General features: G+C 70.5%; 16 protein-coding genes. All 16 read left to right on the top strand.

The window, feature by feature from the left end:
• Positions 1-8: 8 nt before the first annotated feature.
• The 16 genes from RWS82_RS05765 to flgK all read left to right on the top strand — a co-directional run bounded on the left by RWS82_RS05765 (position 9) and on the right by flgK (position 13,124).
• Positions 9-464: a flagellar hook capping FlgD N-terminal domain-containing protein gene (locus tag RWS82_RS05765; RefSeq protein ID WP_314647740.1), complete on the top strand. Its 456-nt coding sequence runs from the start codon at positions 9-11 to the stop codon at positions 462-464.
• A gap of 24 nt (positions 465-488) precedes the next feature.
• Positions 489-1,652 (top strand): flagellar hook protein FlgE, encoded by a 1,164-nt coding sequence (locus RWS82_RS05760; protein WP_314647739.1) that lies wholly within the window; start codon positions 489-491, stop codon positions 1,650-1,652.
• 94 nt (positions 1,653-1,746) lie between these two features.
• Complete coding sequence (locus RWS82_RS05755; protein WP_314647737.1) at positions 1,747-1,962, top strand: flagellar FlbD family protein; 216 nt, start codon at positions 1,747-1,749, stop codon at positions 1,960-1,962.
• Positions 1,963-1,966: 4 nt separating this feature from the next.
• Positions 1,967-2,761, top strand: coding sequence for a MotA/TolQ/ExbB proton channel family protein (locus RWS82_RS05750; RefSeq protein WP_314647735.1), 795 nt, complete (start codon positions 1,967-1,969; stop codon positions 2,759-2,761).
• Entirely contained in the window at positions 2,758-3,570 is an 813-nt protein-coding gene (locus tag RWS82_RS05745) for a flagellar motor protein MotB (RefSeq protein ID WP_314647734.1), read from the top strand. The genes RWS82_RS05750 and RWS82_RS05745 overlap by 4 nt, the downstream gene beginning before the upstream one ends.
• Before the next feature lie 5 nt (positions 3,571-3,575).
• A complete protein-coding gene (locus tag RWS82_RS05740) occupies positions 3,576-4,496 on the top strand; it encodes a flagellar motor switch protein FliM (RefSeq protein ID WP_314647733.1) in 921 nt (306 codons plus the stop codon).
• On the top strand, positions 4,496-5,155 hold the full coding sequence (locus tag RWS82_RS05735; protein ID WP_314647732.1) for a FliM/FliN family flagellar motor switch protein: 660 nt from the start codon (positions 4,496-4,498) through the stop codon (positions 5,153-5,155). The genes RWS82_RS05740 and RWS82_RS05735 overlap by 1 nt, the downstream gene beginning before the upstream one ends.
• A gap of 2 nt (positions 5,156-5,157) precedes the next feature.
• Positions 5,158-5,586, top strand: coding sequence for a flagellar biosynthetic protein FliO (locus RWS82_RS05730; protein ID WP_314647731.1), 429 nt, complete (start codon positions 5,158-5,160; stop codon positions 5,584-5,586).
• Positions 5,587-5,721: 135 nt separating this feature from the next.
• The gene (gene fliP / locus RWS82_RS05725) at positions 5,722-6,555 is read left to right on the top strand and encodes a flagellar type III secretion system pore protein FliP (protein WP_400190061.1); all 834 of its coding nucleotides are present in this window, start codon (positions 5,722-5,724) and stop codon (positions 6,553-6,555) included.
• The gene (fliQ, locus tag RWS82_RS05720; protein WP_314647729.1) at positions 6,555-6,830 is read left to right on the top strand and encodes a flagellar biosynthesis protein FliQ; all 276 of its coding nucleotides are present in this window, start codon (positions 6,555-6,557) and stop codon (positions 6,828-6,830) included. Before fliP ends, fliQ begins: the two co-directional genes overlap by 1 nt.
• On the top strand, positions 6,830-7,591 hold the full coding sequence (locus RWS82_RS05715) for a flagellar biosynthetic protein FliR (RefSeq protein ID WP_314647727.1): 762 nt from the start codon (positions 6,830-6,832) through the stop codon (positions 7,589-7,591). The genes fliQ and RWS82_RS05715 overlap by 1 nt, the downstream gene beginning before the upstream one ends.
• Positions 7,588-8,691, top strand: a complete 1,104-nt coding sequence (locus tag RWS82_RS05710; RefSeq protein ID WP_314647726.1) for an EscU/YscU/HrcU family type III secretion system export apparatus switch protein — start codon at positions 7,588-7,590, stop codon at positions 8,689-8,691. The genes RWS82_RS05715 and RWS82_RS05710 overlap by 4 nt, the downstream gene beginning before the upstream one ends.
• Before the next feature lie 26 nt (positions 8,692-8,717).
• Positions 8,718-10,778 carry a flagellar biosynthesis protein FlhA gene (locus RWS82_RS05705; RefSeq protein ID WP_314647724.1) on the top strand — a complete coding sequence of 687 codons (2,061 nt, stop codon included), beginning with the start codon at positions 8,718-8,720 and terminating at the stop codon, positions 10,776-10,778.
• A gap of 84 nt (positions 10,779-10,862) precedes the next feature.
• A complete protein-coding gene (gene csrA, locus RWS82_RS05700; RefSeq protein ID WP_314647723.1) occupies positions 10,863-11,111 on the top strand; it encodes a carbon storage regulator CsrA in 249 nt (82 codons plus the stop codon).
• A 120-nt stretch (positions 11,112-11,231) separates the two neighbouring features.
• Positions 11,232-11,714: a flagellar export chaperone FlgN gene (gene flgN / locus RWS82_RS05695; protein ID WP_314647722.1), complete on the top strand. Its 483-nt coding sequence runs from the start codon at positions 11,232-11,234 to the stop codon at positions 11,712-11,714.
• A 3-nt stretch (positions 11,715-11,717) separates the two neighbouring features.
• Positions 11,718-13,124, top strand: coding sequence for a flagellar hook-associated protein FlgK (gene flgK / locus RWS82_RS05690; RefSeq protein WP_314647719.1), 1,407 nt, complete (start codon positions 11,718-11,720; stop codon positions 13,122-13,124).

The raw sequence follows: 13,124 nt of genomic DNA, 5'->3' as shown, positions 1-13,124 counted from the left end.
ACACCCGCATGACCGTCGACGCCGTGAGCGCCCCGACCTCGATCCACACCGGCAGCACGACCGACCCGGCGAGCCGCAAGCAGACGCTCGACGGAGAGGTGTTCCTGCGACTGCTCGTGACGCAGCTCACCCACCAGGATCCGTCCAACCCCATGGACACCAACGAGATGATCGCGCAGACCACCCAGCTGGCGATGATGGAGAAGCTGACCGTGCTCGCCGACAACGGCACCGAGGCGTTCGCCCTCCACATGCGCCAGGCTGCGACCGCGCTGATCGGGCAGGAAGCCCGATACGAGGACGCCGACGGCAAGACCGTCACGGGCATCGTCACGAAGGTCTCGTTCGACGGTCCCGTCCCGCAGGTGACGATTGGCGGCAAGGACATCGCCCTCGACGCCATCACCGGTATCTCCACCGCACCCCAGACCACCCCCGCCGCGGACGCGTCCGCCGCCGCCTGACCTCCCCACAGAAGAGAGAACATCATGCTCCGCTCGCTCTACTCCGGCATCTCCGGCCTCCGCTCCCACCAGACGATGCTCGACGTCACGGGCAACAACATCGCGAACGTGAACACGGCCGGCTACAAGGCGTCGTCCGTGCTCTTCCAGGATTCGCTGTCGCAGCTCGTCGGCAACCCCGGCATCCCCGACGACCAGGTCGGCGGTCGTAACCCCGCCCAGGTCGGTCTCGGCGTGCAGGTCGCCGGCATCCGCACCAACTTCGCCCAGGGCTCGGCGCAGGCCACCGGCCGCGGAGGCGACCTGATGATCTCGGGCGACGGCTTCTTCGCCGTGCGGGCCGGAGGCGAGACGCTCTACACCCGCGCCGGCGGATTCTCTTTCGACCCGACCGGCAAGATGGTCACCGCCGACGGGGCCATCGTGCAGGGGTGGGGGGCGCAGAACGGCGTGGTGAACACCGGCCAGGCGGTCGGCAACATCGTGCTGCCGCTCGACGCCGTCTCACCCGCGCGCGAGACGACCACCGCGACCGTCACCGGCAACCTGCCGGCCACCGCCGCCGTCGGTGACGAGATCGTGCGCGATGTGACCGTCTACGACCCGCAGGGCGCACCCTCCACCCTCAGCCTCACGTTCACCCGCACGGCCACCGGGTGGAACGTCGTCGAACCGACGAGCGGCGCGAGCGGCGCCCTCGAGTTCGACGAGGGCACGCAGACCGGCGGCGGTCTCGTGCTGAACGCCGGTGTGAGCATCGACCTCACGGCCGTGACCGGGTACGCCACACTCTCGACCGTCGCGGTCACCGGGCAGAACGGATCGGCCGCGGGCACCCTGAAGTCGTACAGCATCACCGGCGACGGATCGATCGTCGGCACGTTCAGCAACGGAGCCACGCAGACCCTGGGCAAGATCGCCATGGCAACCTTCGCGAACCCCGAGGGCCTCGAGAAGGCCGGCGGGTCGTCGTACCGCGTGTCGGTGAACTCGGGCGCCGCGCAGATGGGTGCGGCGGGGCAGGCCGGCTTCGGCAACCTCGTCTCGGGCACGCTGGAGATGAGCAACGTCGACCTCTCGCAGGAGTTCACCAACCTGATCGTCGCGCAGCGCGGATTCCAGGCGAACGCGCGCATCATCACCACGAGCGATGAGGTGCTGCAGGAGCTCACGCAGCTCAAGCGCTGATCCGCCGTCGACGGGGCTCGTCCGGGTTACCCCGGGCGGGCCCCGTCGCAATAGTCGGGGACGACCTGCCGCCCGCACGCCCCCGGAGACTCCGATGATCACCGTCACCCGCCTCGACCGCACGCGGTTCGCGGTGAACCCGGACCTGATCGAGCGGGTGCAGGCCTCGCCGGACACCACGCTGCACATGGTCGACGGCGGCGTCTACGTCGTCGCGGAACGGCTCGACGAGGTGGTCGACCTCGTCATCGCCTACCGGGCGCGCGTGCTCGATGCGGCCCAGGCGCTGACGCGCAGAACGGGGGAGTGAGGTCGTGGATCCCGCATTCCTCATCGGCGTCGTCCTCGCCTTCGGTGCCCTCGTCGCGATGATCACGATGGAGGGCGCGAGCTTCCAGGCGCTCTTCATCCCCGCGCCGATGATCCTCGTGCTCGGGTCGACGATCGGCGTCGGCATCGCCAGCCACACCCTCCGGGACACGCGCCTGGCCCTGTCGAGCCTGGGGCGGATGGTCCGCGGTCCGAAGATGACCCCGGAGGCGGTCATCCCGTTCCTCGTCGGCTACGCCGACAAGGCGCGCACCGAGGGACTGCTGGCCCTGGAACAGGAACTCGAGACCGCACCGGATGCCTTCACGCGTCAGGCCCTGCAGGCCCTCGCCGACGGCACCGATGCCGAGGACCTGCGCCTCATGATGGACGACGAGATCACCGCAACGTCATCGCGCAACCGCGTCGCGTCAAAGTTCTTCGCCTCGCTCGGCGGCTATGCGCCCACCATCGGCATCGTCGGCACCGTCGTCTCGCTCACCCACGTGCTCGAGAAGCTCGACGAGCCCGATCACCTCGGTCCGATGATCGCCGCCGCCTTCGTCGCGACGCTCTGGGGCCTGCTGTCGGCGAACTTCATCTGGAACCCGATCGCCGGACGCCTGGCTCGTATCGGGGCCGTCGAACTGGAGCGCATGACGCTCGTGAGCGAGGGGATGCTCGCGATCCAGGCGGGCAGCGCGCCGCACCTGCTGCAGGAGCGGCTCGAAGCGATGTCGACCGTCAAACCGGCGCAGCGACGGCAGAAGCGGGAGCAGCCCGCCGAGGAGGCTCCGTGAGCACCGCCCGGCGGGGCCGAGGCCGCGCCAACCACGACGACGATCACGACGAGCCCGATGAGCGTTGGGCCGTGTCGTACGCCGACATGGTGACGGTGCTCATGTGCCTCTTCATCGTGCTGTTCGCGGTCTCGAACGTCGACAAGACCAAGTTCCAGATGCTGGCCAACAGCCTCGCCACCGGGTTCGGGCAGGAGGAGGACAAGGGCGGCGCCGACACCTCCGAGGGCATGGTCATCCCTCCCGAGATGGAGACCGAGGACGGCATCGAGGACCTCACGATGCGGGCGACCGCGGAGTACGAGTCGCTGGAAGAGCTGCAGGAGCGGATGCGGTCGGCCCTCGCGGTGCACGGGCTCGAGGGCACGGTCTCGTTCGTGATCGACGACCGCGGCCTGCAGGTCGGCCTGGTCGGCGCGGAGACGTTCTTCGCCGACAACAGCACCGATCTCTCCGACAAAGCGGATGCGGTGCTCGACGTGATCGGCGATGTGCTCACGACCGTCGACAACCAGGTGAGCGTCGAAGGGCACGCCGACCACCGGCTGTCGGCCTTCCCGTTCCCGACGAACTGGGAGCTCTCGGGGGGAAGGGCGACCCAGGTCGCGCGATTCCTCGTCGAACACGAGGGGGTGGCGGGCGGCAGGGTGCGGGCGACCGCGTTCTCCGACACGCGTCCGATCGCACCCGGAGACACCCCGGAGGCGCTCGCGAGCAACCGTCGCGTCGACATCGTCGTCGAATCCGACGAAGAGGATCAGGTGCGGGCACTCATCCCTGCCATCGCCGCGGGCACCGGAGAGGGCTGAGACGCATGACAGACACGATGGAGGAGCGCGCGATGACCGCGACGACGGTGCGGGACGATCCCGCAGGTCGCTACCCCGCCTACGATTTCGGCCGGCCGGCGCAGCTCGGGCGCGAGAGCATCCGGCAGCTGGAGGCCTCGTTCGAGTCGTTCGCCCGTCTGTGGTCGTCGCAGCTGACCGCGAAGATCCGCGTCCGGGCGCACCTGTCGCTGGAGGCCGTGGAGCTGGTGTCGTACCAGGAGTACGCCGACACCCTCCCCGCGACGACCGCGATGGTGGTGGGCTCGTTCGCGGAACGCGAGGAGCCCTGCGTGCTGCAGTTCGGTCTCGACAGTGCCCTGCTCTGGGTCGTGCAGATGATGGGCGGACGCAGCACGATCGCGCCCGAGTCGCGCACCTTCACCCCGATCGAGCTGGCGCTCGTGCGCAATCTCACCGAGGGGACGCTGGAGCATCTCGCCGCGAGCCTCGGTGCGCTGCTGCCCGGGGAGCCCGCGTTCGCCGGCGTGCACTACAACCCCCAGTACCTGCAGGTCATCTCCGGGTCGGCGGCGGTCGTGGTCGCCCGCTACGCCATGCGCCTCGGCGATGCGGTGAGCGCGGCGACCGTGATGCTCCCGGCGTCGGCCGTGGTCGATCGGCTCGCCGCCGCGGTCCCCGACGCGGGGGCCGTCTCGACCGGAGCCCAGGCCTTCGACCAGCTGCGCAGCACGCCGCTGGAGGTCGCGCTCCGTCTCGCGCCGCTGACCATCGACGCCGGCGAGATCCTCGACCTGGCGCCCGGCGACCTGCTGCGGCTCCCGCACCCCGAGACCACGCCGTTCGAGCTCGTCGCGGGCAACACCCCCATCGCGCGCGCCACCCCCGGGAGCCGCGGCTCCCGGCTCACCTGCATGATCACCGCCCTCCCCGAGGAGACCCCCTGATGAGCACGTTCCACGCGACCGCCGTCGCCGCCGCCGTCGCCGGACGCCTGCCGTTCGGCTACCCCGTCATCCCCACGCCCTCGACCGACCCCGGCGCCACTGGCGAGGCGGTCGTCGTCGCCTTCGCGGGTGCCCCCGGGGCGCGTATCGCCCTGCAGGTGCTCGACCCGTCGCAGCTCGAAGACGGCTCGCCGACCGCACCGCTCGCCGACCGACTGCACCCCGTGTTCGAGTCCGCCGTGGCGGTGCTCGGCACGGGCACCCTCGGCGACGGCGAACTCGTCGATGCCGCGGGAGTGTTCACCGCTCCCGGCGCGCAGGTGTTCGACCTCGTCGACGCCGAGGGCGCCGTCGTGGCGCGCGTCGCGGTGCGCATCGACGGGTCGTCCGGCGGAGCAGCCGCGTCGGGATCGCAGCGGCTGAGCCGCATCGCGGGCGTGCAGATGGAGCTGGCGGTCGAGATCGGCCGCACGCGGATGCCCGTTCGCGACGTCCTGACCTTGGAGCCCGGACGCGTGGTCGAACTCGACCGGGCGGCCGGGTCGCCCGCGGACATCCGCTTGAACGGGCGGCTGATCGGTCACGGCACGGTCGTCGTGGCCGACGGGGACTTCGCGATCCGGGTCGAGCGCATCCTCGACACGGCCGAGAGCGTCTGACCGTGGATGACATCCTCGTCGCCCTGCGCATGGTCGTGGCTCTCGCCGCCGTGCTCGGGCTGCTGGTGTTCCTCAGCAGGCGCATGCAGAAGGCGGGAGCGAAGGGGGCGCATCCGCTCTCGGGCCTCGTCCCCGGTCGCCCCCGCGCCCTGCGCGGGCTGTCGCGCCCCGGCGCGCTGCGCACCCGCGGAACGGCCAAGGCGCGCACCGAGAAGATCACGGTGATCGCACGATCGGGGCTCGCCGGCAAGGCGCAGCTCGTCGTCGCCGAGTTCGGCGGCATCCGCTACGTGCTCGGGGTGACCGAGCAGGGGGTCAGCGTGGTCGACACGCAGGAGGCACCGGCGCCGTTCGACGAGGAAGACCCGCACGAGGTCGAGGCCGCTCCGCCCGCCGACCCGGACGGGCGCACGCTGAAATCGGTCGCCTGATCCGCGAGGTTCACGCCATCCGGCGCGAACCGTCGGGTTACGGCGCGGTGCTCGCGCCGCAATAGTCGTCGACGAGCACGGATCGCTCTCTCCCCGGCTACGGATCGGCCACCTCCTCTTCTCCGGAGCGCCGCCGTGCCCGAATCCGTCCCCGTCGTGCTGCCCGCGCGCCCCGCGCGCCGTGCCGTGCGCGTCGGTGCCCTGCTGGCCGTCGCACTCGGCGTCGCGGCGATCGTGGTGCTCGCGGGCATCGGAGACGCGGCCGCGCACGCCACGGTCCTGCCGACGCAGACGGGTGACGGCGAGGGCGTGACGATCAACGGCATCAACGGCACCCCGTCCGACAGCATCGTCACCCTGCTGGGCATCACCGTGCTGAGCGTCGCGCCCGCACTGCTGCTGATGATGTCGAGCTTCACGAAGATCTTCGTCGTGCTCGCGCTCACCCGGAACGCGCTGTCGCTGCCGTCGATCCCGCCGAATCAGGTGCTCGCCGGTCTCAGCCTGTTTTTGACGCTGTTCATCATGTGGCCCGTGCTCACCGACATCAACACGGTCGCCGTGAGCCCGTTCACGGCCGGCGAGGTGGACTTCGGGCGCGCGTTCGAGCTCGCACAGGAGCCGTTGCGGCAGTGGATGCTGTCGTACACCCGCGAGGAGGACATCGCGCTGATGTACCGCGCGGCCCAGATGGACAACCCCGACGACCCCTCGGCCGTGCCGCTGCAGACCCTCGTCCCGGCGTTCATGCTGAGCGAGCTGCGCGCGGCGTTCCTCATCGGGTTCATCATCTTCCTGCCCTTCCTCGTGATCGACCTCGTCGTCGCGAGCGCGCTCATGTCGATGGGCATGATGATGCTCCCGCCGGTGATGATCTCGCTGCCGTTCAAGATCCTGCTCTTCCTGCTCATCGACGGGTGGGGGATGGTCGTCACGGCGCTCGTCCAGTCGTACAGCGGAGGTGGCTGATGAGTCCTGAAGCGGTCATCGACATCGGCCAGGCGGCTCTCATCGTCGGCGCCAAGCTCTGCGCACCGCTGCTCATCACGGCGCTCGTCGTCGGTTTCGCGATCTCGCTGCTGCAGTCGATCACGCAGGTGCAGGAGATGACGATCTCGTTCGTGCCCAAGCTCATCGCGGTCGGCATCGCACTGCTCGTCAGCGGCCACTGGATGATCGCCGAGCTCATCGCCTTCTCGAACGAGATGTTCGCGCGCATCCCCGCCCTGTTGAACGGCGGCTGATGTACATCCCCATCGACTTCACCTGGCTCGAGGCGACGTCTCTGGCGGCCGTGCGCATCACGGCGTTCCTCGTGCTGGCCCCGCCGTTCAGCCACGGCACGATCCCGATGCGCATCCGCGCCATGCTGGGGGTGGGCCTCGCCCTGGCCGTCTCGCCCGTCGTCACCGTCGGGTACGAACGCCTCGACACTCCGGGGTTCCTGTTCGCCTTGATGGGTCAAGCGCTCACGGGGGCGCTGCTCGGCTTCCTCGTGATGGCGCTGTTCAGCGCGATCCAGGGCGCCGGTCACCTCGTCGACACGTTCGGCGGCTTCCAGTTGGCGCAGGCGTTCGATCCGGGGATGGCGGTCAACGGCGCCCAGTTCACGCGACTGTTCCAGATGACCGCGATCCTGCTGCTCTTCGCCTCCGACGGCTACCAGCTGGTTCTGGGCGGGCTGTTCCGCTCGTTCGACGCGGTGCCGGTCGACGGAGTGATCGACCTCGGGCGTCCCGCCGAGGCGCTGATCGGCGCCGCGGGCCAGATGATGCTCAGCGCGGTGCAGATCGCCGGCCCCCTGCTCATCGTCCTGTTCCTCGCCGACGTCGGACTGGGACTCGTGACCCGTGTGGCGCCCGCCTTGAACGCCTTCGCCCTGGGCTTCCCCGTCAAGATCGGTCTCACCCTGCTGCTGGTCGCCTTCGTGTACGCGGTCCTCCCCGGCGTGGTGGCGGCCATCGCCGACGATGCCACGCGGCTGCTCCTGGGGGTGACCGGATGAGCGACACCGACAGCGGCGAGCGCACCGAGAAGGCGACCGACCGCCGCCTCCGAGAGGCGCGACGCAAGGGGCAGATCGGGCGCAGTCAGGACTTCACGGCGTGGGTGTGCATCGCGGCGGCTGCGGTGATGGCGGTGCCGACGATCGCCGCGTCGATGCAGCCGCTCACCGACCTCTCGTTGGGCATCTCGCAGGTGGCCGCGCACCCGGCGGACAGCGCCGCCCTGCAGGCCCTGGGGGCGGCCTTCGGGTCGATGGGCGGCATCCTGCTGCCGATGATGCTCGTGGTGCTGCTCGCGACGGCGGCGACGGCCGTCGCCCAGGGCGGGGTGCACCTGCGCGGGTTGACGATGCGGGCGGAGCAGTTCAACGTCGTGGCCGGGCTGAAGCGCGTGCTCGGACGTCAGGCGCTGTGGGAGGGTGCCAAGGCGCTGTTGAAGACCGCCGCGATCGGGCTGGCGCTCTGGATCGTCGTCGCCGGTCTCGTGCCCGTTCTCATGGCGAGTGGGAGCCACAACATCGCCTGGCTGCTCGAGCAGGCGGCCGGGGGGACGCTCGCGCTCCTGCAGGTCGCCGTGGTCGTGGGCATCCTGCTCGCGGCGATCGACGTCTTCGTGGTGTTGCGGCGCAACCGCAAGCACACGCACATGACGAAGAAGGAGGCGAAGGACGAGCACAAGAAGACCGAGGGTGATCCGCTGATCCGTTCGCAGCGTCGTTCTCGGCAGATCGCCCTCAGCCGCAACCGGATGATCGCCGCCGTCGGCGACAGCGACGTGGTGCTGGTCAACCCGACGCACGTGGCGGTCGCGCTGCGCTACGAGCCGGGCAAAGCAGCGCCGCGCGTCGTCGCGAAGGGGGCCGGAGTGGTGGCGCAGAAGATCCGCGAGAAGGCCGAGCAGAGCGGGGTGCCGCTCGTGCGCGACGTTCCGCTGGCGCGAGCCCTGCACGCGGCGTGCGACGTGGGGCGGGAGATCCCCGAAGGGCTCTACACGGCCGTGGCGCAGGTGCTCGCGTTCATCGAGCACCTGAGGCGTCGCGGTTCGGTGCGGGGCACGCACACCATGCCGTTCGCGAGCACGAGGGACCGCGGGCTCTGAGCCCCGGACGAGGAGAGGAAGAGGCGATGTTCGGACAGCTGATCTCGAAGGCGGGGGTGCCCGTCGGGGTGGTGGGCATCATCCTGCTGCTGATCGTGCCCATCCCGACGGCGCTGCTCGACGTGCTCATCGTGCTGAACATCGCGTTCGCGCTGCTCATCCTGCTCACGGCGATGTTCGTGAAGAAGCCGCTGGACTTCTCGGTGTTCCCCAGCCTTCTGCTGGTGGCGACGCTGTTCCGGCTGGGACTCAACGTCGCCTCCACGCGCCTGGTGCTCAGCGAGGCGCATGCCGGGCAGGTCATCCAGGCGTTCGGCGAGATCACGATCAGCGGTTCGCTGGTGATCGGCGCCGTCATCTTCCTCATCCTCACGGTGATCCAGTTCGTCGTGGTCACCAAGGGCGCCGAGCGCGTCGCCGAGGTGGGGGCGCGCTTCACCCTCGACGCGATGCCGGGCAAGCAGATGGCGATCGACGCCGACCTCAACGCCGGCCTCATCACGGAGCAGGAGGCGCGGGAGCGCCGGGCGGCCGTCGCCGCCGAGGCTGACTTCTACGGCGCGATGGACGGTGCGTCGAAGTTCGTCAAGGGCGACGCGATCGCCGGCATCGTGATCGTGATCATCAACTTCGTCGGCGGCATCATCATCGGCATGGTGCAGCACGGCATGGAGGTCGGCGATGCCCTCCAGACCTACAGCATCCTGACCATCGGCGACGGGCTGGTCACGCAGATCCCCGCGCTGCTGATGGCCGTCTCGACGGGCATGATCGTCACGCGCGAGAACGTCGAGTCGGAGATGGGGCAGGCGGCGGGCCGCCAGCTGCTGCAGTCGCGCGCCGCGCTCGTCATCACGGGGCTCGCCGCCATCGCGATGGGGTTCATCCCGGGCATGCCCCTGCTCGTCTTCGCGGCGATCGGTGCGGTGCTGCTGTTCGCCGCGTCGCGCGTCAAGGCGAACGAGGACCGTGCCGCGGCCCGCGCGGCGGAGGAGCAGGAGCAGACCGCAGCCGATGCCGCCGCCGAGTCGCCGGACGAGCTGATGGAGCGCATGCGCGTGCACGCGCTGGAGATCTCGCTGTCGCCCGACATCGTCGACCTCGCGGCCGGGGGAGCGGGTGACCTGCTCGGCCGGGTGAAGGCGCTGCGTCGCAAGCTCGCGCTGGAGATCGGGATGCTCATGCCTCCGGTCCGCACACGCGACAACATCGACCTGCCGGCCGAGACGTACGCGCTGCTCATCGCGGGCGTCGAGGTGGGGCGCGGAGAGGTGCCCCGCGGCCATGTCCTGGCGATCGGCGCGGGCCTCGAGCACCTTCCGGGCGCCGCTGTCGTCGACCCGGTGTTCGGGCTGGAGGGCAAGTGGGTGCCGGCCGAGATGTCGCACGCGGCCGACATGGCCGGCGCCACCGTGATCGATCGGGCCAGCGTGATCATCACCCACCTCTCCGACGTGGTGCAGGCCAACGCCGAGCGGCTGCTCTCGCTCGAAGACGTCCGTCAGCTCACCGAGCATCTGCGCCAGTCGAGTCCCACGACCGTCGAAGAGCTCACCCCCGCCGTGCTCTCGCTCGCGGCGATCCAGCGTGTGCTCGCCGGTCTGCTGGCGGAGCGGGTTCCCATCAACGACCTCACCCGCATCTTTGAGGCGCTCGCCCTGCGCGGCAAGGTCTCGACCGACACCGCCGGTCTCGTCGACGCGGCACGGAGCGCACTCGGACCCGCCATCGCTGCCCGCTTCGCCCAGGACGGCCGGCTGCGCGTGGTGATGTTCGAGCCGGTGCTCGAGCAGCAGATGCTCGAAGGCATGCGGGTCGTCGACGGCGCACCGCAGATCGTTCTCCCGCCGGACGCCACGATGCAGGTCATCGACAGCGTGCGGCGCACGATGACCGAGCTCGACCCCTCCGGACCGGAGCCGGTGCTGGTGTGCGCGCCGACGCTCCGGGCGGCCGTACGGCGCCTCGTCGCGCCGCAGGTGCGCGGGATCGTCGTCCTGTCGTACGACGAGGCCGCCGCGGGGGGTCTCGCAACCGACGTCGTCGGCGTTGTGCGGTTGACGCCCTCGGCGCTCCCCAGCGCCTAGCGGGTGCATCCGCTCGTTTACGAGGGAATGCAGTACCGTGGTGACGACTGCGCGCGAGCGCGCCGGCCACGGAAGGCGGATGGGTTGCTGGTACTGACGAGACGCGCCGACGAGAGCATCGTGATCGGCGACGACATCACCGTCACCATCCTCGCCGTGACGCCGAGCGGCGTGCGGGTCGGGATCGATGCGCCGCGCGACATGCGCATCCATCGCGCCGAGATCGTCCTCGCCGTGCAGGATGCGAACAAGGATGCGGTGACGGCGGCGTCCGACGGCGCAGCCGAGGATGCTCTGCGGAAGGCCCTCGGCGGCGCATCGCACATCGACTGAGATCCGTCGATGGGGAGTTCTGCCCATGCTCGCCGAGTTACTGCGGTTACCGGTGTCGCGATAGTCGTGGGGGATGGCGGGTGATTCGTCGTCCAGACCCGATCCGACGAGGTGATACACGTGGCCGCCCACGACCTGAGCATGCAGCTGATGCGCGAGCGCGAGTTGCTCGAGCTCCTGCTCTTCAAGCTCGACGTGCAGCAGACGCTCCTGGCCACCGGACGCAACCGGTGGATCCGGCACGCCGTGACCGAGATCGAGCGCGTGCTCGCGGCGATGCCGACGGTCGCCCTCTCGCGGGACACGCTCGTCGTCGCCGTCGCCGACGAATGGGGTGTCCCCGAGGCATCCACCCTCAGCGCGCTGATCGACGCCGCGCCCACCGACGCCTGGCGCGAGGTGTTCTCGGAGCACCTGCGCACCATGAGCGCCCTCGCGGAGGAGATCGAGCAGATGAAGCAGATCAACGAGCAGCGCCTGCGCACCGCGATCCGTGTGACGCAGGAGACCATCGCCGGTCTCGGCGTGCCGAGCGGTGAATACGCCGCCTCCGGTGAGGTCGTCCGCGATGCCGACGCCCGACTCCTCGACACGAGGGCGTGAGGCATGTCGTCGTTCGCAGGCCTCCGCCTCGCCGAATCCGCACTTTCGGCGGCCCGCGCCGGCATGACCGTGACCGGTCAGAACATCGCCAATCAGACCACGCCGGGGTACACGCGGCAGCGCGTCGAGCAGACGCCCGCCGCCGCGCCGGGCCTCGCCGGCCTCTGGCGCACGGGCTTCGCCGTGGGCGGAGGGGTCGATGTCACCGGCATCGCGCGGCTGGGCGACGAGGTGCTCGACGCCCGTGTGCGTGACGCCCTCGCGACTTCCGGCTTCTGGACCGCGCGAGCATCCGCCGCCGCGCAGGCCGAGAAGGCGATGGCCGAACCCACGAAGCAGGGGCTCGCGGCGAACCTCGACCGGTTCTGGGCCGGATGGTCGGATCTCGCCAACACCCCGGACGGCGCGGCGGCGCAGGTGGTTCTCACCAACGCCCAGGTGCTGGTCGGACAGATCGGCGCCGGGTACGACGCGGTCGCCGGCCAGTGGGCCGACCTTCGGGGCGCGGTCGATCGGCAGCTCTCCGAGGCCAACTCGCTCGCGGGCCAGGTGGCGACCCTCAACGGGCAGATCCGGGAGGCGCTGCAGTCGGGGCGCAGCGCGAACGAGCTCATCGACCAGCGCTCCACCCTCGCCCAGCAGCTCTCCTCGATCGTCGGAGCGACGGGCACGCCCGAAGCCGACGGCACCCTGACGCTCCGCGTCGACGGCAACGCCCTGGTCTCGGGCGACTCCGCGCGCGCACTCGTGGCGAGCGGCCCGCGGACCATCGCGGATGCGGGCCGGGTCACCGTGGCCTGGGCCGATCGCCCGGGCGTGACGGTGCCGGTGGTCGGCGGCACGGTCGGCGGATCCCTCAGCGCGCTCGCCCCGGCAGCGGACGGCGGCTCTCTCGCCGCGGTCGCCCGCGCCTACAACGAGACCGCCGCCGCTCTCGCCGCCGCCGTCAACGACGTGCATCGATCGGGCGTCACCGCGGCCGGAACCCCGGGGGGCGACTTCTTCGCGATCGACCCCTCCGCACCCCCGGCTCGCGGGCTGAGCGTCGTGCCGACATCCCTTGCCGACCTCGCCCTATCGGCACCCGGCGCCGGGGCGAAGGACACGACGATCGCCGACCGGCTCGGCGCGCTGGCCACGTCGGCGACGGGGCCCAGCGCGACCTGGGGTGCGTTCGTCACCGGGTTCGCCGTGTCGGTCGCCGGCGACCTGCAACGCGCCGACATCGCCGGATCGGGGGCGGTGGCCGCCGTCACGGCGCAGCAGTCGAGCGCCTCGGTCGACGGCGACGAGGAGACCATCAACCTCCTGACCTACCAGACCGCCTACCAGGCCGCGGCCCGCGTGCTGACCACCATGGACGAGGCCCTGGACCTCCTCATCAACCGCACCGGCCTCGTCGGCCGCTGA

The organism is uncultured Microbacterium sp., from assembly GCF_963528945.1.
Classification (GTDB): domain Bacteria; phylum Actinomycetota; class Actinomycetes; order Actinomycetales; family Microbacteriaceae; genus Microbacterium.
Note: the sequence above shows the minus strand (reverse complement) of the source record. Positions and strands in the feature narration are given on the sequence as shown.

Excerpts from the sequence above, each read along its gene's own strand:
- RWS82_RS05715 (WP_314647727.1), top strand. The coding sequence starts at position 6,830 with ATGTACATCCCCATCGACTTCACCTGGCTCGAGGCGACGTCTCTGGCG.
- RWS82_RS05740 (WP_314647733.1), top strand. The coding sequence starts at position 3,576 with ATGACAGACACGATGGAGGAGCGCGCGATGACCGCGACGACGGTGCGG.
- fliQ (WP_314647729.1), top strand. The coding sequence starts at position 6,555 with ATGAGTCCTGAAGCGGTCATCGACATCGGCCAGGCGGCTCTCATCGTC.
- flgK (WP_314647719.1), top strand. The coding sequence starts at position 11,718 with ATGTCGTCGTTCGCAGGCCTCCGCCTCGCCGAATCCGCACTTTCGGCG.
- RWS82_RS05760 (WP_314647739.1), top strand. The coding sequence starts at position 489 with ATGCTCCGCTCGCTCTACTCCGGCATCTCCGGCCTCCGCTCCCACCAG.
- RWS82_RS05765 (WP_314647740.1), top strand. The coding sequence starts at position 9 with ATGACCGTCGACGCCGTGAGCGCCCCGACCTCGATCCACACCGGCAGC.
- RWS82_RS05755 (WP_314647737.1), top strand. The coding sequence starts at position 1,747 with ATGATCACCGTCACCCGCCTCGACCGCACGCGGTTCGCGGTGAACCCG.
- RWS82_RS05705 (WP_314647724.1), top strand. The coding sequence starts at position 8,718 with ATGTTCGGACAGCTGATCTCGAAGGCGGGGGTGCCCGTCGGGGTGGTG.
- RWS82_RS05710 (WP_314647726.1), top strand. The coding sequence starts at position 7,588 with ATGAGCGACACCGACAGCGGCGAGCGCACCGAGAAGGCGACCGACCGC.
- RWS82_RS05735 (WP_314647732.1), top strand. The coding sequence starts at position 4,496 with ATGAGCACGTTCCACGCGACCGCCGTCGCCGCCGCCGTCGCCGGACGC.